Source organism: Carnobacterium inhibens subsp. inhibens DSM 13024, from assembly GCF_000746825.1.
Taxonomy (GTDB): Bacteria; Bacillota; Bacilli; order Lactobacillales; family Carnobacteriaceae; genus Carnobacterium_B; species Carnobacterium_B inhibens.
Genome location: NZ_JQIV01000006.1, coordinates 912,730 through 933,163, shown reverse-complemented (window position 1 = coordinate 933,163; position 20,434 = coordinate 912,730). Strand labels below are relative to the sequence as shown.

At 35.1% G+C, this 20,434-nt stretch carries 17 protein-coding genes; 10 read left to right on the top strand and 7 right to left on the bottom strand.

Annotated elements, in window-relative coordinates:
- Positions 1 to 18 precede the first annotated feature (18 nt).
- Complete coding sequence (locus BR65_RS05600; protein WP_034537213.1) at positions 19 to 1,674, top strand: hypothetical protein; 1,656 nt, start codon at positions 19 to 21, stop codon at positions 1,672 to 1,674.
- A gap of 56 nt (positions 1,675 to 1,730) precedes the next feature.
- On the opposite strand, the gene BR65_RS05595 is transcribed toward BR65_RS05600, so the two are convergent.
- The 5 genes from BR65_RS05595 to BR65_RS05575 all read right to left on the bottom strand — a co-directional run bounded on the left by BR65_RS05595 (position 1,731) and on the right by BR65_RS05575 (position 7,243).
- Positions 1,731 to 2,351 carry a flavin reductase family protein gene (locus BR65_RS05595; RefSeq protein ID WP_023178667.1) on the bottom strand — a complete coding sequence of 207 codons (621 nt, stop codon included), beginning with the start codon at positions 2,349 to 2,351 and terminating at the stop codon, positions 1,731 to 1,733.
- A 180-nt stretch (positions 2,352 to 2,531) separates the two neighbouring features.
- On the bottom strand, positions 2,532 to 2,825 hold the full coding sequence (locus BR65_RS14175; RefSeq protein WP_051932667.1) for a VOC family protein: 294 nt from the start codon (positions 2,823 to 2,825) through the stop codon (positions 2,532 to 2,534).
- A gap of 58 nt (positions 2,826 to 2,883) precedes the next feature.
- Complete coding sequence (locus BR65_RS05585; protein WP_034537210.1) at positions 2,884 to 3,789, bottom strand: VOC family protein; 906 nt, start codon at positions 3,787 to 3,789, stop codon at positions 2,884 to 2,886.
- A gap of 147 nt (positions 3,790 to 3,936) precedes the next feature.
- Positions 3,937 to 4,995, bottom strand: a complete 1,059-nt coding sequence (locus BR65_RS05580) for a lactonase family protein (protein ID WP_023178661.1) — start codon at positions 4,993 to 4,995, stop codon at positions 3,937 to 3,939.
- Positions 4,996 to 5,137: 142 nt separating this feature from the next.
- Positions 5,138 to 7,243 (bottom strand): CDP-glycerol--glycerophosphate glycerophosphotransferase, encoded by a 2,106-nt coding sequence (locus tag BR65_RS05575; protein WP_034537207.1) that lies wholly within the window; start codon positions 7,241 to 7,243, stop codon positions 5,138 to 5,140.
- A gap of 201 nt (positions 7,244 to 7,444) precedes the next feature.
- Between BR65_RS05575 and BR65_RS05570 the strand changes: the two genes are divergently transcribed.
- The 3 genes from BR65_RS05570 to BR65_RS13455 all read left to right on the top strand — a co-directional run bounded on the left by BR65_RS05570 (position 7,445) and on the right by BR65_RS13455 (position 9,718).
- On the top strand, positions 7,445 to 7,813 hold the full coding sequence (locus tag BR65_RS05570; protein WP_023178657.1) for a PTS glucitol/sorbitol transporter subunit IIA: 369 nt from the start codon (positions 7,445 to 7,447) through the stop codon (positions 7,811 to 7,813).
- Between the two features lie 28 nt (positions 7,814 to 7,841).
- Complete coding sequence (locus BR65_RS05565) at positions 7,842 to 9,047, top strand: AI-2E family transporter (RefSeq protein ID WP_023178656.1); 1,206 nt, start codon at positions 7,842 to 7,844, stop codon at positions 9,045 to 9,047.
- A 158-nt stretch (positions 9,048 to 9,205) separates the two neighbouring features.
- Entirely contained in the window at positions 9,206 to 9,718 is a 513-nt protein-coding gene (locus tag BR65_RS13455; protein ID WP_051932665.1) for a hypothetical protein, read from the top strand.
- Between the two features lie 228 nt (positions 9,719 to 9,946).
- Here the strand turns inward: BR65_RS13455 and BR65_RS05555 are convergent, their stop codons facing one another.
- Positions 9,947 to 11,125: a M20 family metallopeptidase gene (locus tag BR65_RS05555; RefSeq protein ID WP_034537206.1), complete on the bottom strand. Its 1,179-nt coding sequence runs from the start codon at positions 11,123 to 11,125 to the stop codon at positions 9,947 to 9,949.
- A gap of 202 nt (positions 11,126 to 11,327) precedes the next feature.
- Positions 11,328 to 11,951, bottom strand: coding sequence for an NAD(P)H-dependent oxidoreductase (locus tag BR65_RS05550; protein ID WP_034537203.1), 624 nt, complete (start codon positions 11,949 to 11,951; stop codon positions 11,328 to 11,330).
- 255 nt (positions 11,952 to 12,206) lie between these two features.
- Between BR65_RS05550 and BR65_RS05545 the strand changes: the two genes are divergently transcribed.
- The 6 genes from BR65_RS05545 (at position 12,207) to manA (ending at position 19,913) form a co-directional block, all read left to right on the top strand.
- Entirely contained in the window at positions 12,207 to 13,928 is a 1,722-nt protein-coding gene (locus BR65_RS05545) for an ABC transporter ATP-binding protein (protein WP_034537201.1), read from the top strand.
- Positions 13,928 to 15,787 (top strand): ABC transporter ATP-binding protein, encoded by a 1,860-nt coding sequence (locus BR65_RS05540; protein ID WP_034537199.1) that lies wholly within the window; start codon positions 13,928 to 13,930, stop codon positions 15,785 to 15,787. Before BR65_RS05545 ends, BR65_RS05540 begins: the two co-directional genes overlap by 1 nt.
- 107 nt (positions 15,788 to 15,894) lie before the next feature.
- Entirely contained in the window at positions 15,895 to 16,509 is a 615-nt protein-coding gene (locus BR65_RS05535; RefSeq protein ID WP_034537198.1) for an MBL fold metallo-hydrolase, read from the top strand.
- A 389-nt stretch (positions 16,510 to 16,898) separates the two neighbouring features.
- A complete protein-coding gene (locus BR65_RS05530) occupies positions 16,899 to 17,756 on the top strand; it encodes a VOC family protein (protein WP_034537197.1) in 858 nt (285 codons plus the stop codon).
- A gap of 164 nt (positions 17,757 to 17,920) precedes the next feature.
- Positions 17,921 to 18,940: a serine hydrolase domain-containing protein gene (locus BR65_RS05525; protein WP_023178647.1), complete on the top strand. Its 1,020-nt coding sequence runs from the start codon at positions 17,921 to 17,923 to the stop codon at positions 18,938 to 18,940.
- A 28-nt stretch (positions 18,941 to 18,968) separates the two neighbouring features.
- Entirely contained in the window at positions 18,969 to 19,913 is a 945-nt protein-coding gene (manA, locus tag BR65_RS05520; protein WP_034537196.1) for a mannose-6-phosphate isomerase, class I, read from the top strand.
- Positions 19,914 to 20,434 lie beyond the last annotated feature (521 nt).

Sequence of the window (20,434 nt, the reverse complement as noted above, 5' to 3'; positions counted from 1 at the left end):
AGGAGCACACGTTAAGTTATGAATACTATGGATGTAAAAACAAAACGAAAAAATTTATGTTGGCTTCTTACGAAGAATAGATTAATAGAGCAGCTTGGAATCAATGTTTTTCGTTATGAAAAGGATAAACGTAAAAGAAACAGTAAAATTGCACTGACAGTATCTATTGGTATTATTTTGATTATGCTTATTGCGTATTGTGGTGGAATGGCTTACGGATATGTTTACTTAGGAATGATAGATTTGATTCCAAGTATCGCTTTATTCATTAGCAGCCTGTTCACTTTATCGTTTTCATTGTTTAAATCAAATGGAGAACTTTTTGGCTTTTATGATTATGATCAAGTCATGTCTCTGCCGTTGACGGTAAGAACAATTATTAACAGCCGTTTTTTAAATATGTATATTTGGAACACATTTATTGCATTTATTGTGATGTTTCCAATGGGGATCATTTATATTTTGTTTGAACAACCTGCTTTTATATCTTATCTTATGTGGTTTATTAGCATCTTTTTAGTCAGCTTGATTCCTACAGCTGTTGCGGCTATTTTTGGTGCGGTGGTTACAACGATTTCAGTTAAATTTAAATACACAAGTGCAGTGGCTACATTCCTTTCCATAGCGTTATTAATAGTGTTCATGTTACTTTCCACGAGTGTTGCAACATCGGATATTGGTTTTGGAGAACTTTTTGATTTTCAAACAGGAACGATAAATGCTGACGCATTTTCAACATTAGCTCCTTATATTTCTGATCGAATGAACCAGTTCTATCTACCTACAAAACTTTTCAAGGAAGCAATAGTAGATGGGAAAATCCTTTCTTTTCTGATTTTTGCAGGCATTTCTATAGGTTTATACATGTTGTTGTTATTGCTGTTACCTATAAAGTACAAACAAATCAATACAGCTTTGACTTCACATATAAGCAGGGGAAATTACAAAGTTGGAGTGCTGCAACAAAGTGGGATGCTCTTGGCATTGTATAAAAAAACAATTATGCGTATCTTAAAGTCAACAGTATGTGCCACAAATTTGCTGGTTGGTTGTGTTCTTGCAATTTTATTAGCCGTTATGGTCTTAACTGCTGGACCAGAGAAAATACTGCAGAGCCTTGATTTAGTTGACTATTTTCCTATCGTAAAAAATGTTGCCGGTTATGTCATTGCAGCTATGGTTTCTATGTCCAATACGGCTGCTATTTCACTTGCATTAGAAGGAAAAAACATCTGGTTGATTAAATCATTGCCAATTTCTCCAAAAACACTATATGATAGTTATTTGTTATCCAATCTGACTTTTACCATTCCAACATCGATCGTCTGTTCAATATTGTTTAGCATCGCCTTGAATACTAGCTTTATTGAAACGATTTTGATAATAATCACACCACTTATTTTTTCATTATTTACTGCAGTAGCCGGTATTTTTATTGGAAATAGGATGGCCTATTATGACTGGCAGGATGAAACGCAACTTATTAAGCAGAGCATGATGAACCTAATAGGAATGTTAGGAGGCATGATAATCATTCTATTGTTCGGATTAATAGCTAATATAGGTGTCCTTCCATTCGAAATCAAAACTATTACAGTTAGTATAAATCTAGTCATTTTAATTTTTGCAGTCCTATTGTATTTACATGAATGCAATCGTCCAATAAAACAATAAAATCCAAAAAAAAGAGACACTCAAGAATTTTTTCTTCTTGAGTGTCTCTTTTTAGCTTACTTTGGGCGTACAATAGTAAATTCTTCATTTAATGTAGCGTATTGATTACCCGCAAGTCGCGCAACAGGGTTTAATTGGTCATTTAAAATGTATTCTTTTTCTTGATCAAACACTTTCTCGTCAAAAAAGAAATCTGTTACTCGGATGAAAAAGAAATCCGTTACGATTTCCTCATTTTCATTTTTAATCGGTACATATTGATGCAAGACGCCTTCAAAACGTATTTTAGCTTCTACAATAGAAGGAACCTTTACTGTTACACTATCGACTAATGTTAAACCCGTTTGATCAATTTCACTTTCATCTGGGGAAAGGGGGGCAGAAGTTTGATTCATTTCTTCCACCACAGACTGATCAACAATATGGATGACAGCTTCTTTTTGATCAATGATATTGCGAGCGGTATCTTTTATTGCGCCATCTTTTCTTAAAATAGCAACAGTCAGCAAAGGCAATTCATTTGAAGCAGCGCTAAAAAAGCTGAAAGGAGCTGCATTTACTACAGATCCGTCTTTTGATAATGAGGTGACCCAAGCAATCGGACGTGGGATTACACTGCCGCTTACAAATTTATACTGTTGTTTTTTAGATAATTGTTCTGCTTTATAATGAATCATTATGTGCCACTTCCTAATTAGTTAATGTACACAAGATACAGTAAAGTACCTCATGCTTTTGTTCATTTAAGTATTCTTTTTCGAATACTTTTGTGCTGCGAATTGTATCAATTGGTCGAACAAGTTTTTCAATTTTTTCACGTCGGTCTCTAGATTTAGGAGGCAAAGCTAATGTCTCTCCTAACGTCTCATAACTTTCTTCATCATCAATAAAACCAGGACCATCTGTTGCGAAATCAAATAAAATACCTGGTGAAATACTAGCATATAGCGATTCAAAATAAAAAAGATCAACATATCCTGAGATCGGGTATCAGGAAGGAGTTCATTGTGTTCAACGATTACTTGTGCGCCAATTCCACCTTCACCGACTTCGAACAGGTGGAATTGATTTTCTTTCTTTATTTCTTTAAATTTAAATAAGAGAACTTTTTCCAATACTTCTTTCATAAAATCAAAGTTTTTAACACGCAAAAAGATAGGATCTAAACCTGTAATGGCTGTAATATGGTGAATTCTTTTTAATTCGTTCCTATTGAAAATCCTCCAATTGAGCTTCGATTACGGCTCTTTTATTCTCTAAAAAAATAGGTAGTGCAAGTTTATTTCCCAATGCTTCAATGGGTTCGTCCAAGGTAAAACCAGGAGTCTCAGTGGCTATCTCAATGCGTAACCCATTTGGCTCTTTTACATACAAGCTTTTAAAATAACCACGTTCAATATATTGTTCAATGACGATGTGGTGATGTACTGCTTTTTGATACAATTCCTCAAGTTCTTTAGCGGAAGAGACAGTGTAAGCAATATGATCTATGGATCCTCTTCCCATGCGAGATAATGATGATTTCTTGTTAGAACCAACAAATGTAAGTGCACTTTGTTGTGTATCTTTTAACTGAGAATGCTGATTAGTAGGGGTTAGACCTAAAAACGTTTTAAGGAAAGAGAGAGTTTCATCCGGACGTTTAACGGTAAGTTCGGCTTCAAAAATACCAATAATTTGATTAGATTGTGGAATGTCAGAATGCTTAGTCGCATTTTCAGTAAGAATAATGTCATCTACTTCAATTAATGAAAGTTCCATCTGATCAGGATCTTTAAAAAATAAACGTTGGTTTTCTAAATCTACATGACTCTCGATTGAAAAATGAGCTAAACGAGTTTTCCAATAAGAGAGTGTACCTTTTGGAATCTTTAAGGTTATAGTAGAGAAATAGTTGGTTTCATTATAAGAACGACCAGCTCTTTTTAGCTCAAAAAAGGTTAATAACGTACCAGGGTTGCCTTGGTAGTCTCCATAAAATAAATGGCGAATAGATGTATTTTCTTGATTGACCGTGCTTTTTACAAATCGTAAACCGAGCACAACGGTATAAAAATAGTGATTGGTTTTAGCAGATTTAGTGAAAGCAGAAATATGGTGAAGACCTTTTATCACTTGTTTCATCTCCTTTCAACAAAGTAACTATACCATATCTAAAATCAGCTTACAATAAATAAGTTTAATTAGAGATAAATTAAATAGAGGTAAAATAAAAACCTAGTTGAAAACCGTTATCGGCTTCCAACTAGGTTTTTAAGTTTCTTATTCAAATGCGACGCAAACACATTCTGGAGCATAAACATCTTTTTGTAGCAGAGATAACAGACCTGTTTCAGCATCTCTTTCAAATAGCGTTAGTTTATCTGAATTTTGATGTCCGACTACTACAAATTGTTCAGTTGGATCTAGTGCAAAGTCACGAGGAGTATCTCCTTCAGATGAAATCAACTGAATTCGTTCAATTGTATCTCCAGTTTCATTTATAGAGTAAACTGCAATTGAGTTGTGGCCACGATTTGAAGAGTATAAAAAGCGTCCATCTTCAGTCACACGTACAGCTGACCCGCTGTTAAATGTTGTATGAGATTCTGGAATAGAAGAAACAGTTTGAACCGTTTCAAATGAACCATCTGTCGCATTGTAAGCTAAGACAACAATTTCACTAGTTAGTTCTCCTACAAGGTAAGCAAATTTACCATTTGGATGAAAAACTAAGTGGCGAGGGCCAGTACCTGGATTTGCTTTATAAGTCTGAACTAGATTTAGTTTGCCTTCTTCAGAAACTTGGTAAGTAAAAACATTATCTGTTCCTAGATCACAAGCCACCACATACTTTTTATCCGGAGTAAGATCTAAGTAATGAGCATGAGCTTTTTCTTGATTTTCATGAACGCTTGAGCCTTCATGTTGTTTGACATCAGTTAACGTCAATGAGCCTTTATTGTTTGCTTTATATACAGAAACAAATCCATCATGGTAACTTGTTGTATAAACAAGCGAACGATCCGCATCATAAGCAACGTAACAAGGCGGAGCAGCATTTTCTTCAATTAATTCACTCGTTTTTTCAAAAAAAGTAGTCGTATTTTCATATGTTGTAGCAGGTTTTTTCTTGAAAGCAGCGATTCCGCCACCTTGATCTGTTTTACTAACAGAATAGATGATATCTTTTCCATTTGATAAAGTTAAATAAGTTGGATTGCCTACCTTGGCTACAAGTTTAGCTTCCTCTAAGCGTTTCGTTTCAGTGTTTAATGCGATTTCATAAATACCTTCACTATTTCCTTTAGTATACGTTCCTAGATAGATGGTTTCTTTCATTGTAAAGCCTCCTTGGTTTTATGTAACAGTTTTCAATTTCAAGTATAGCACTAGCTGATTAAAGATTTAAAGTAAAAAGACACTTTTTTTACAAAAAGTGTCTTTTTAAACTTAATGGACGAACGATACAATTGTTAGTTGGTTAGTGAAGTAGGGCAGAAATAGCTTCGTAGATACGTTGAGCGGATTGTGTATCATGATAATAAAGCAAGGCATCTACTTTTTGTTTATTCTTACGAGTAACTTGAAATTGGTTTTGGCCGATTTGATCCAATAGATGAATGAGGCTTTCTTCTGATGTTGTAATTTCACCAGGCAACTCATTTAAGTACGTACAGCTGGAATCAAATGGTTCTTCTGAAGAGTGTGTTTTGATATCCGGTTGATAAAATAAAACCGGTTTTAAAAGAAAGCTAAAATCAAAAGCAATAGGATCGGCATCCGTTATGAATAGTTTGCTATCTTTGATTAATTGCTGAACATCTTCTTGACTTTGTAGCACAACCGTACAATTATTCTCTGTAAATGCTGATAAATAATGCAGCATCGAGGGAGGAAGAGCTACTACGACATCAAGATGGTAATGGTCAACGAAATCTAGGAAAGCTGGATTTTTTAATAAAGAAAGGAAACACAATGCCATATGGGTAATGACGTCAGATTGATAGTGCAAACCAGATTCTTGATTCATCGGAAATAAAAGAATTTGTTGTTTTGTTGCTGAACTTGTTTCTACAGTTAATAACTTATCAAAACGCGGTAAACCGGTAAGTGAAATTTTTTCTTCAGGGAAGTTGAATGTTTCAATAGCGTATCTTTTTTCAGTTTTAGAACTTACCAAAATTAAATCTGCTTTAAAGCGTTTGGTATTGTATTCAAAAGTTGATTTTGCATTGTGTAAGCCGAGTACATTCTTTGGCAAAAGAACCTTTTTAGCACTTAACACATCTAACCATAACGGATTGCGTGTTGGCAAAATAGCATAAGGTTCTTCAGTAGTCACCAGCAATTGAGCCATTGCTAAAGTCCAAATATATTTTTTTGATTTATAGATCAAAAGATGATCTTCACCTAATTCTGCTGCTTTAGCATAATCTGGAGAATGGCTATCGATCACATAGTAAACCTCTTTTTCGGGGTAATTCTGTCTCATATAACGATAAAAATTCCATCCATTATTTCTAGCTTCCATGGGTGTTTCCCCAATGATCCAAATGCTTCGATTACTGTAAAATGGGCGCAAAACTGGGATAAATGGAAGGAGTTCTTTCATGTATTCAAATGATTCCTTTTGAAAGTTCGTTACTGAAAGAATAAAATTATTTGATTGACCAGTGAAATTAGGAGCTAACACCATAGTTTTCTTTCCATAACTATGTGAAAAATAAGTGTAATTTTTTTTCGCATTGGCATCACTAGGATTGGAAACACGGATAACAGTCGGTTCAAAAAGTCCATTTAAGTATAATTCAAAGTATAAATCAAAATCTTCATCGCCGGTTTTGTTCAGAAAGAACTCATGTGCACAATCAGCTAAGTCTAAGTTGATCTGATAGTTGTAAGAATAAAGATGTGTGATGTCTTCTGACTGAATCAGCTGATGGTCTGAATGGATTGTTTGACGATGGCCAAATTTTCTTCCTACCAAAATTGTATCGATTCGATTAATTGGATTTGCTTTCGTCATAATTGTGCCAGTAAGTGTTAAAGTATCTTTTTTTAATTGTACAGAATCTATAGTTGACTGTTTGATATAACGCACACTTCGTACTGGAATGTTGATCGTAAAGCAAAAGCCTTGGGTTATTCGGCTAAAGTAAGGGTAAAGACGGTGGCCGCTATCTTGAACTTCAGTCAGACCATAGGATTCATAATGATCAAAGCGATTAAGAGATAGAGGTTCATCTTTAAAAATTGAGTGACCATCTATTGTATAACGAATAGTAAAATAAAATTCAAAATGTTCTTTTGGATCTACAGGTGCGTATTGCTTAATAAAGGAACGGATATTAACTGAGAAAGAGTGGGCCCCATTAGCGAACTGTGCTTTAAAAGGATATTTTTCTCCTGTTTCTCTATGTAAAATAAAAAACTCTATTAATTCAGCTGAAAGTTCATTTGTTAATGTGACAGTAGTTAGTAAATCATCGTCTTGTTTTTTTAAAACAAATGAGGGATGATGAATCTCTTTGATTTGTTTTTCTGCTTGTTCTATTTTTAAGTTCTGCTCATTAGTAGTAGAATTCATAAAATCCACCTCCATTATTGGGTAGTTTATCTCAATTTATCATACCAGTCTCTCCAACAGGTAGCAAACACTAAAAAGGAATTTTTAAAGCAATGAGTAACTTTTTTTGTTTTTAGCATCTTACTGGAATGGATTAGCTTTTATTAACCTTTAAAAGCAAGAATATGGTAAAATAAAAAAGAATAAAGGAATGAGAAAGGAATGGATAATATGTTAGTTGGAACAGTAACGGCAATTGGAGAAAATGCTATCAGCAAAAAAGATCCTATGATAATTTTATTTGGAGAGCAAGCTACAGATGATATTCGTACCGTAGCTATTATTCAGTCTTTCGAAGAAGATAAAGAAACGACTAAATTAAAACCAGGCAGTACAATTTCTTTCGGTGAAAAAAAATACGTTATTGAAACTGTTGGAAGTTTAGCCAATGAAAATTTAAATACTATTGGTCACGTTACCCTTTCTTTTTCAGAAGTTCCAGAAGATGATCGAATCGAGAGCGGCGTTTACTTATCACCTTATGAATTACCAGAAGTATCGATTGGTACCAAAATTACCTATAACAATTAAAAAGACTATATAGATTGGAGCAAAGGTTATGGGGGAAGAAAAACTAAAAGTAAAAACCAGAGAAACAGTTACCTGGTTTTGGAAATGGGTTTTAAATAATAAAGTAGTTTCCATTTTAATTGTTTCACTTTTAATCTTTCTAAATCTATTTTTATTTTCAAAAGTCGCTCATTTATTTTCACCCATCAGAGATTTTATAAGTATTATTGGACTTCCGGTTATTTTAGCAGGAGTACTGTATTACCTTGTTAATCCATTAGTAGATTGGATGGAACGAAAAAAAATTCCTCGGATGCTCGGGATAGCTTGGATTTTTATTATTATCGGTGCACTGATTGTTTGGGGAATTACAACATTGATTCCAATCATTCAAGAACAAACTTTCAGTATTATAAAAAATTGGCCTATTTATTGGGATAATATCGTGACCCAAATAGATAGTTGGTTACGAAGCGATGTGTTATCTGAATTTCAAACACGATTGTCCGATTTCAATACAAATCTATTATCTAATGTATCAGAACAAGCTAATGGGGTTTTGGATTCAACTTTTGAGAGTATCGGAAGTGTCGTTGGAGCAGTAACAAATATAGTGATTGCTATTATCACGATGCCATTTATTCTTTTTTACTTGTTAAAAGATGGCAAGAGTCTACCGTATCATGTAATGAAAGTAATTCCTTCAAAGATGAGGCTAAGTACGTATAACTTGTTAACTGAGATCAATACACAAATCAGTCAATATATACGCGGCCAACTAGTAGTAGCCTTTTTTGTAGGGTTAATGTTTTGGATTGGGTTTGCTATCATTGGTTTAGAATACGCTGTGACTTTAGGTGTATTGGCCGGTTTTTTAAACTTGATTCCTTACCTTGGATCATTTTTAGCAACTATCCCAGCTATTGTCATTGCTTTAGTGGATTCTCCAAGCATGCTGATCAAAGTACTGATCGTATTTGCTATTGAACAAATGATTGAAGGAAGAGTGATCCAACCGCAAATATTGGGAAGCAATCTAGAAATTCATCCGCTTACGATTATCATAGTTTTACTTTCTGCAGGAAAGATTTTTGGGATTCCAGGAGTTATTCTGGGGATTCCAGGGTACGCTGTCTTAAAAGTAATTGTTGTCCATTTCTTTAAATGGTATAAAGATTATACTGGACTTTATGAGAGTGATGAAAATCCAGCTCCTCCACCGGTTATTATTGTAAATAAAAGTAAAAAAAGCTAATCTTGATAAGAAAACTGTTAGCAGCTGAGGTGTTAAACACCTACAGTTAAATGAATTAAACTACCAACTGGCTGGTATGAAGACGGGATTCAACCGGACTCATACCAGCCAGTTTTCTATTTATTTGACCATTAGGATAGAAGGAGAGGGAATGTGAAATGAAAAGGAAATTTTTTCGTGATTTTTTCTTACTAACAATTCTTAGTTGTTTTTTGACAGGATGCTTTTCAACGTCTATCAGTAAAGAAATCTCCAATTCTTTAGCGATTCAATTGCCATCAGAATCAGAAATCAATTACGAAGATGATCATGGAGGTTTTCATGGAGATGGAGTCACTGTTGCTAATGTCCAGTTTGAAGAAGATGAGGCAGAAACTATTTTATCTCAGATTCAGAACAACAAAGATTGGAAACCTACTCCTCTTTCGGAGAATATCGAACTAGAATTTTATGGCGGCGAAAAAAACGATGTTTATTATATATCTGATTTAGCAGAGAAAAATAATATGCCTGAAATTACAGAGGGTTATTGGATATTTATCGACAGATATGATGGTGAAGATCGAATTACTGAAGGCGAAGAGCTATTTTCTGAGTCTGCTAAAAACTATACAGCAGGAATATACGATAGTAAAAATAAAAAGTTATATTATTTTGAGTATGACAGCTAACTGGATGAAAGCAATAAAACCAGTTTTAAACAAAGGGAACTTTTTTCTAATCCTAATTGAGATGTTGCACCTATTGTGAGATTTTCTGTTACATAAAATGAAAAAAAGTTGTTTTTTTTATAGTGTTCATTAAGGTAGAGAATGCGAGTACTAGTCAAAAAAGAACAAAACTGTTTGCTGATTCTATATCATTTTCTTACTAGATACTTGTAGAGCAAGTTGTTGCTTTTAATTGGATTCGGTTCCTAAAAATTCTAAAGCAAATTCAACATGCCAAGCGACGCCTAGCTTTAAGATATCTTCGTCAAGTTCATAGTGATCATCATGAGGAGCATGAATGGTATTTTTTTCTTCATTGTATATCCCAATGATGCCGTAGACACCGGGAGCTTCTTTCAGATAATAAGAGAAATCTTCAGAATTCATTGCTCTTGGGAACTCTGAAACCTTATTTGAACCAAATACTTTCGTGCCAGCATTAGTAGCTATTTTTGCTAAAGCAGCATCATTTTTTGTTGGAGGTGTGCTCGGCTCGATTGTTACATCAACAGTAATTTCATACATGTCTGCAAAAGCCTTAGCATGGCGCTTAATGGCTGCATGAGTAAGATCACGACTCTCTTCATCAAAGTAGCGCATTGAAATGTCCATTGTTGTTTCTTTTGGAACAATATTGGCTTTTTTTCCGCTTGCAAAGCGTCCAACATTTAGAACAACGGGATTTCTGGAATCAACATTTTTAGCAATGATCTCTTGCAAATCAAGTGCAAATTGAGCAGCAGGAGTGAAGGAATCTTTTCCTAATTGTGGAGTTCCGCCGTGGCCTGATTTACCAGTAAAAGTTACATAAACGGTATCACAGCCAGAAAATAAGTCACCAGCTCCTGAATAAAAGGACCCAGTCGGAATAGTATTGTAATTGTGCATGCCGAATACAGCATCAACTCCGACCATTCCACCATCAGCTACAATTTTTTTAGCTCCTTCAAAGGTTTCCTCTGCTTCTTGGAAGAAGATACGTATTTCTCCATCGAAATTTTCTTTGGATTCATTTAATATTTTTGCTGCTCCCATAGCCATTGTTGTGTGAGCATCATGACCACAAGCATGCATGACACCAGGATTATTGGATTGAAAGTCTAAATTCAAATCTTCATTGATTGGCAATGCATCAATATCGGCACGTAAGGCGACTGTCTTTCCAGGATTTTTCCCTTTGATAGTAGCAATGGTTGAGGTTTTTCCAACTTTTCTATAAGGAATACCATATTCTTCTAATTTAACAATAACTTTATCTTGTGTTTTGAATTCATTCTCACTTAACTCTGGTTCTGAATGAAGTAATCTGCGAAAAGCAATTAATTCTGTTTCTATTTTTGCGGTTTGTTCTAATGCTGTTTCTTTCATAACCTATGCCTTCTTTCTTTATTTTAGTTTAATCCCATTTGTCTTCAGTGTATTCCTTTTCAACAGCTGCTTCAAAAGAAAGGCATTAATAAAAAAGAAGTGTTAATTTGTTGTGCCAACACCGTTTGCCAATTAACACAAAAAGAAAGACCATTATGGCCTTTCTTCTTGTGTATGTTTATAAGAATAAGGATTTAATTTATTAGAATGTTTTTCCTAAAGCAGTAGCTTTTTCTATTCCTTCAGCCATAATATCTGCTGCTTTATCAGGAGCATAATCCATACCTTCAACAAATAATTCTTGGAAATCAGTAATACCGATGTAATTCAGAATTGTTTTCAAATATTGGTTGGCTGGATCTTTTCCGCCATAAACGCCGCCATTTGCTTGAATATGTAAAACTTTTTTATCGCCAGCTAGCCCTACAGCTTCGCCTTTTTCATTGTATTTAAACGTTTTTCCACCAACAGTGATTGTATCCACCCAAGCCTTTAAACGAGCAGGAACATTTAAATTCCATAAAGGATTTGCTATAACAACTTTATCGGCGTTCAAAAAGCCATCCGTATAACCATTAAACAAGGTGATTTTTTGTTGTTTAACTTCAGATAATTCATCAAATGCTGTGCCACTGCCAAGTTCTGACCAAGCTTGTAATAAGTCACGGTCGATGTCTGGAACAGCTAGATCATATAAATTAATATCTTCAATAGTGTCTTCTGAGTGGCTTTCAATATATGATTTTACGAAAGCATTTGTAACTTGCATTGAACGAGAGATTTCTCCGTCTAATGGATGAGCACGAACCACTAATAATTTTGTCATAAATAAAATCCTTCTTTCGATTTTTTTGAGAGCCTTTTCTTAATGGCCTCTGTAGCAATTTTACTAAAGTTATTCTTAAACAGCAAGAAACAAAAATTGTTAATATAACTTGTGTTAGTAATAAAGGTATCAGAAATTTGAAAAAAAACAGGTGGACACATATAATTGATAAACGGTTACAAAAGAACCATTTTAATAAATAAGGCGTATTAAATTGAATACAGTATGAGAATAATGACCAAAGGAGGACAACAAATGCTCAAATTAATAAGGAAACTAAATTATTGGGCTGTTTTGGGTGCTGTCATCTTCATGATCATTCAAGTTATTGGCGATTTGTATCTTCCAACCTTAACAGCAGATATTATTGATAATGGAGTAGCCACAGGAAATGTAGAATACATTATTTCTGTAGGAGTAAAGATGCTGGGCTTTTCTTTTCTTAGTATCTTAGCAGCAATTGCAAATGTTTATTTTGCAGCACAGCAATCGCAACAATTAGGCAAAAAATTACGTAGTGAGATTTACCGAAAAGTCACTTATTTTTCAAATGATGAAATAGATAAGCTAGGGACGTCTTCTTTGCTTACCAGAACAACGAATGATGTGGAACAAATTCAATTGGTCACTATGATGATGTTAAGAATGATGATTATGTCTCCAATCATGCTAATTGGAGCAGGAATACTAGCTTACAATCGCGAGCCGAAACTAGCAGAGATTTTTATTTATGTGATTCCGGCATTGGCTGTTTTTATTGGAATCATTATGTATTTTGCTGTGCCCTATTTCAAATCACTGCAAAAGAAAACGGATCGCCTTAATTTGGTTTTTCGCGAAGGACTAACGGGTATTCGTGTGATTCGTGCATTTAATCGAAATGATTCTGAAACAAAACGCTTTGATGAAGCCAATAAAGACTATGCAGATACTTCTATCAAAGCCCAAACGATCATGAGCTTTATGCTGCCAATTATGACATTGATTATTAGTGCCACCAATATATCGATCATTTGGTTTGGTGGACAGTATATTAGTGTCGGAGGTATGGAAGTTGGAAATTTAGTTACTTTCATGACCTATGCTATGCAAATCTTAATGAGTGTCATGATGTTGGCAATGGTATTTGTATTTATTCCTCGTGGTCAAGTTTCCGCAGCACGTATCAATGAAGTTTTAGCTATGGAAACTATCATAAAAGATCCGGAAAATCCACTCAAGATCCAAAAAGAAAATGTCGGTTCGTTATCCTTTGAGAACGTTTCGTACCGGTATTCAGGAGCAGAAAAATTAGCATTGGAAGGTATTGATTTTGAAGGAAAAAAAGGTGAAGTGATCGCAATTATTGGAGGAACGGGTTCTGGAAAATCGACCATTGCAAATTTAATTACCCGCTTTTACGATATTGAATCAGGAAGTATCAAGATCAACGGTGTAGACATCCGTGAGATGAAACAAACAGATTTGCGTAGTTTTACAGGTTATGCCCCACAAAAAGCATTATTATTTACAGGCACGATTCGTGAAAATCTAAAGTATGGGAAACCAACTGCAACCGATGAAGAAATCTGGCATGCATTAAAAATTGCTCAAGCAGATGATTTTGTCTCAGCATTGCCAAAAGGTTTAGATGCGGTAGTGGAACAGGGTGGAGGGAACTTCTCTGGTGGACAAAAGCAACGATTAAATATTGCTAGAGCCTTAGTAACAAAGGCAGATATTTTAATTTTTGATGATTCTTTCTCTGCACTTGATTTCAAAACCGATGTTGCTTTAAGAAAAGCCTTGATTCCGGAAACGAGAAATTCAGTAGTGGTCATCATTGCTCAACGCATTAGTTCCGTGATAGAAGCAGACACTATCATTGTTTTAGAAGCGGGAAAAATGGTTGGTAAAGGAACACATAAAGAATTGAAACATACAAATGAAACCTACCAAGAGATCATGAGGTCGCAAATGAAAGAGGAGGAGATGTAATGAGTAAGAATAGTAATGCTTCTACTGAATCTCTTCGCAAAATTAAGCCGAAAAACTTTTGGGGGACATTGAAAAGATTGTTAGGATACATGTCTACTCGGTTAATCGCTATAATTACTGTATTTATTTTAGCAATTATAGCAATCGTATTACAGACACAGACGCCAAAAATTCTAGGAGAAGCAACTACAGAAATCTTTAAAGGTGTAGTAGAAGGCACGAAATCAAAGCAAGCTGGACAACCTGTTGATGTTTTGCCGATCGATTTTGAGTTGATTGCGGGTATATTAGCAACGGTTGCTGTTTTTTATATTCTATCTGCCATTTTCAGATACTTCCAGCAATTTACGATGACTCGTGTAGCGCAACGAACCGTATATGACTTACGAAAAGATTTAAAAGATAAGATGAATCGGGTTCCTATGAATTACTACGATACGCATTCAAACGGAGATATTATGTCTCGTGCAGTAAATGATATGGATCAAATTGCCAATACTTTACAGCAAACACTGACTCAATTTGTAAATAGTGTGATTACATTTTTTGCTGTCTTATACATGATGCTGACCATTAACAGTACCTTGACATTAGTCACCATGATTACTGTTCCGATAAGCGCGGTAGTCATTGTATTGATTGCTCCACGCTCACAAAAATCATTTGCAGCTCAACAAAAACGTTTAGGTATTTTAAATAATCAAGTTGAAGAAACGTATGCTGGACATATTGTAGTAAAAACTTATAATCACGAAGAAACAGAAATTTTAACATTTGAAGAAAAAAATGATCAACTTTATCAAGCTTCACGAAAAGCTCAGTTTTTATCTGGTCTCATCATGCCCTTGATGGCTTTTATCCGTAACCTAGGGTATCTAGTTGTTGCAGTTGTAGGTGGAATTTTTGTTGCTAATGGTACAGTGAAGTTAGGAAATGTTCAAGCCATGCTGCAATATTCTAATCAATTCAATCAGCCAATTCGAGAAATGGCTAATTTGATTAATATGATTCAAGCAACGATTGCTTCAGCTGAACGTGTTTTTGAAGTGTTGGATGAAGAAGAAATGACTGATGAACCATCTGCAATTGAACCTATTGTAAATTCACCTTATAAAGTTCAATTTGATCATGTACAATTTGGTTACGGTGGAGAAGATGCACCTTTACTAATGAAAGATTTTAATTTAAACGTTACGGAAGGACAAATGGTCGCGATTGTAGGGCCTACTGGTGCCGGTAAATCAACATTGATTAATCTTCTAGAACGATTTTATGATGTAAGCAGCGGCAGTATCAAAATCGATGGAGTTGATATCCGAGACTATTCAAGAGAAGACATTCGTTCTCATTTTGCTATGGTTTTACAAGACACATGGTTATTTAATGGAACGATTCTTGATAATATTCGTTACGGGAGTGCTGAATATGGCCAAGATGATGAACGTGTTTACAATTCAGCTATAGCCGCTCACGTGGATGACTTTGTACGCAAACTGCCACATGGGTACGAAACGATTCTTAATGAAGAAGCGAGCAACATCTCGTCAGGCCAAAGACAGTTGATTACGATTGCACGTGCTTTCTTGGCTGATCCAGAAATATTGATTCTAGATGAAGCTACTTCAAGTGTAGATACGAGAACAGAAGTATTGATTCAAAAAGCGATGAGAAAGTTGTTGAAGGGCAGAACCAGTTTCGTAGTTGCTCACCGTCTGTCCACTATTCGTGATGCTGACAATATTATTGTAATGGATCATGGAGATGTTATTGAGACCGGAACGCATGACGAATTGATGGCACAAAATGGATTCTATGCTGATTTATATAATAGTCAGTTTGTTCAGCAAGAAGTAAGTTGAGGTTCTTTTTATCTACGAAGAACCGTTGAAATCAACGTACAATACTTTTCTTTTTAAGAGATTCTGCTAAACTAACACTATAGGTATTAAGAAGAGGAGATCTAAAAATGACCCAAATTAAAAGAATCATTACAGGGACGATTGAAGAAAATTGCTATATTCTTTATCAAGAGAAAAAAGCACTGATCGTTGATCCTGGAGATGAATTTGTTTCTATAAAAAAAGAGTTAGACGAATTGAAAGTTACTCCGGTAGCTATCTTGTTGACTCATACCCATTATGATCACATTGGCGCACTGGAAGAAGTAAGAAAAACCTACAGTGTTCCTGTTTATGTTAGTGATCTAGAACAAGCTTGGCTTGCGAATCCGGTCTTGAATCTTTCTATTCATACAGGACATCCATTTACAGCAGAACCTGCTGAATATGAATTTGAATTGTTTAAGACGTATGGTATCGAAGGATTTAAATTTAAAGTAGTACCTACTCCTGGACATTCGCCAGGTGGTGTAAGTTTTATATTTGATGATTTTGTGGTTTCAGGGGATGCTTTATTCAAAGGTAGTGTAGGAAGAACCGATCTAACGGGTAGTGATTCAGAAGCATTGCTAAAAGGGATCAAAGAACAACTCTTTACTCTGTCCGATGACATGCTGGTTTATCCTGGACATGGAGAGAGCACAACGATTGGTGATGAAAAAAGAACTAATCCGTTCTTTTAATGAAGAATAATAACATACACACAAAAAGGTTGAGATTTGATCTCAACCTTTTTGTGTGTATAAAAAAACCACCTTAGCAGGGAATGCTAAGGTGGAAAGGGTAAGGTTTCTTTTTACTTTGGAGGAGTAAAAAAGAAAGTATGAAAAAGTTGGTTTGTTGTTTTGGTATAAATATAGTATAGAATCTAAATATGAAAAAAGTGTGACGAAAAAATAGAAAATAAGTGAAATTTTTCTTTTTGGTAGAATATATCCTCTTATTACGATGAGATGAAGAAAGAATTAGGTGAAAGTCTTGTAAAGAGATGAAAGTTCCTTTATACTTATTAAAAGTAAGTTAATTAAATGATGATATTAATTAAATTAGAAATGAAAAGAGGAATAAGAATATGCCGTTATCAGAGAAAACGATTATTGGAAAAGTAGTATTGAATGTTGAAAATATAGATAACATGAAAAATTTCTATACATCTATTATAGGATTAGAGCTAAAAAATGAAACAGAACAAATTGTTCAATTGGGTGCGTTCGGTGATGAACAAGTCTTATTGGAATTAAAACCAGTTGTACCATTTGGAGAAAAGCCAGCTGCTACTGGGTTATACCATATGGCCTTTTTATTGCCAACTCGTAAAGACTTGGGAGAAATTTTGTATCACCTTTTAGTATCAAAATACCCATTAACTGGTGCAAGTGACCATGGATATAGCGAAGCTCTTTATCTAGACGATCCAGAAGGCAATGGCATTGAAATTTATACAGATAAGCCTAAATCCATGTGGGATATTCGAGAAGATGGACAAATTGCTGGTGTAACAGAACCAATGGATGCAGAAGCTGTGATTGGAGAAGCTAAGCAAGAATTCCAAGGAATGCCTAAAGGAAGCTATATGGGACATGTTCATTTATTCGTTGCAGAATTAGAAGAAACAGAAGCTTTTTACAAAGATATTTTAGGATTTGATTTAAAATTCAAATTCGGTCCTCAAGCAAAATTCTTTGCAGCAGGCGAATACCATCATCAAATTGGAGCGAATGTATGGGCTGGAAGAAATATTCCTGCAGCACAAGAAGGTATAAGAGGTCTAAATTACTTTACGATCCTAGTTTCATCTGCGGATGAATTAGCACAAGTAAAAGAAAAGCTAGATGCAAAAAATTATAGCTATGTATTAGATGAAACAACACAAGCCATTTCGTTGAAAGATACAAATGGCATAGAAATCAAAATTATGGTGGCTTCATAATAAATAATAAGTTGAACCGGCAATGGGTTTGCCGGTTTTTTGTCGTTTATGAGCCGCTAGATAATTGAACTCAGTATAGAAGAAAATGCTTTATTCGATTATAATTAAGAAATAAATATAAAATTGTTTAAAAGAAAAACAGAAAAATTAGAAAGGATAAGAAAATGTATCCCAAAACAAGCATGTTTATTCACCAACTAATAGAAGATAAATTATTGCCAGGCGCAAGTTTTGGTTTTATCAAAAATGATGAACGATTTGACTATCGGGATGGGTTAACTGCAGTTGTACCTTATGCAGAAACTATCCAAGAGGATCAAATTTATGATATTGCCTCTCTAACTAAAGTTTTCTTAACGACAACGATCATTCTACAGTTATGGGAGGAAGGAAAACTAAATCCAAATGACAAAGTTAGCCGTTATTTGCCAGACTTTTCAGCTCAAGAGATAACACTCAAACATCTACTGACACATACTTCTGGAATAGAAGGATATATTCCTAATAGAGATACTTTATCGGCTAGCGAATTGAAACAAGCCATTTTGCATTTGCCTGTTGGAAGTAACTTCGAAAAAGAAGTGAATTACACGGATATCGGTTTTATTTTATTAGGGTTTATTATTGAAACTATTGAAAAAGACAGCTTAGTCAATGTGTTTTCTAAGCGAGTAAGCGGACCGTTAAATTTAATGGATTCCTCTTACCATCCTAGCGACAAACAAAGATGTGCACCAACTGAACTTGATCCAAAAAGAGGATTAATAAAAGGAGAAGTCCATGATCCAAAGGCCAATACGTTAGGTGACCATTGTGGCAGTGCTGGGTTATTTTCAACACTAAACGATTGTTTGACCTTTAGTCAAATGATGTTGAATAAAGGGAAATTAAATGGAAAACGTATTCTTAATGAAACAACTGTGCTATCATTATTAAGTGATTGGACTCCTAATGGCTCCTTGAATCGGTCTTTAGGATGGGATATCAAATCAAAAGGCAATAAAGACTATTTGTTTCATACTGGTTTTACAGGAACCTTTATCTTATTGGATATCTTGGAAAAGGAAGCGTTTGTTTTTTTATCTAATCGCGTCCATCCTACCAATGAGAATAAAGCAGAATACCTTGAGCAACGAGATAAACTAGTAGAGTGCTATTTAACGGAAAAAGAAAAACAAAAGTAATGGATAATTTTAGGAGGAATAATAAGTGATGAATGAACCATTGATCTTAGAACCTGTTTTACAAGAAAAAATTTGGGGTGGAAAAAAACTGAATGAAGTATTTGGTTATGATTTACCGAGCGACAAAACTGGTGAAGCTTGGGCAATTAGTGCTCATCCCAATGGACCAAGTGTAGTAAAAAATGGAGTCTATAAAGGCATGACTTTAGCCGAAGTATGGGACCAGCATCGGGAAGTATTCGGAAACGAAGAAGGAGATGTCTTTCCTTTGTTAACAAAAATATTAGACGCTGCTGAAGACTTGTCGGTCCAAGTTCATCCAGATGACCGTTACGGTATGGAACATGAAGGAGAACTAGGCAAAACAGAGTGCTGGTATGTCATTGATGCTGACGAAGGTGCTGAAATCATTTATGGGCATCATGCTCAAACAAAAGAAGAGTTAGAACAAATGATTCTTGATGGGAAATGGGACGATCTATTACGCCGTATCAAAGTGAAAAAAGGCGACTTTTTCTATGTACCAAGTGGAACAATCCATGCAATTGGCGGTGGGATAACGATTCTTGAAACGCAGCAATCGAGTGATACGACATATCGTGTGTATGATTATGATCGAAAAGATGATCAAGGTAATTTAAGAGAATTGCACGTTAAACAATCCGTTGATGTGACAACTGTTCCGCATGTTGATGCAACTCCTGAAACAAAAACAACAAAACAAAAAGAAGCTAATGTGACGACATTTATCCAAACAGACTTTTTTGACGTTTATAAATGGGAAGTAAACGGTAAAGCAGACTTCCATGCAACTGCACCATATACTCTTGTAAGCGTTCTGGAAGGAAACGGCAAATTAATTGTCGAAGCAGGAGAGTACTCATTAACAAAAGGTACACACTTGATTTTGCCAAACGACATTAAAGAATGGACTATTGAAGGCAAATTAGAAATCATCGCATCAAATTCATAGGATGCGGAGTTCCCCGGTTAGACACGCAGCGATTTTCAAAAATTGAGAGCAAGAGCATCCCGCGCATTGCGCCAATTATAGAAAATGCCTAGTGTTTGGGGAAAGCAGCTCAACTAAAAATAGGATGCGGAGTTCCCCGGTTAGACACGCAGCGATTTTCAAAAATTGAGAGCAATAGCATCCCGCGCATTGCGACAATTATAGAAAATGCCTAGTGTTTGGGGAAAGCAGCTCAACTAAAAATAAGATGCGGAGTTCGACGTCTAGGCTCGGCAGAAAAATAGTTAGTCGCTGTTAGATGTTTCATCTTTACAGTAACTTTAAAAGAGAAGCGAAATTCTAGTAATAGAGCTAGGACATTGATAGTGATTAGCGTTAACCTGGTTCGTAAGTATAGTTAGTATTCATTAGAAGCACCTCTTTCAAATGGATTTGTCGATATTTACAGTATAGGAAAAGCGTATTTTTTTGAACGTCCAGCAAAACAAACTTAAAAAGTCCGTAGATTTGCATGGAAACTG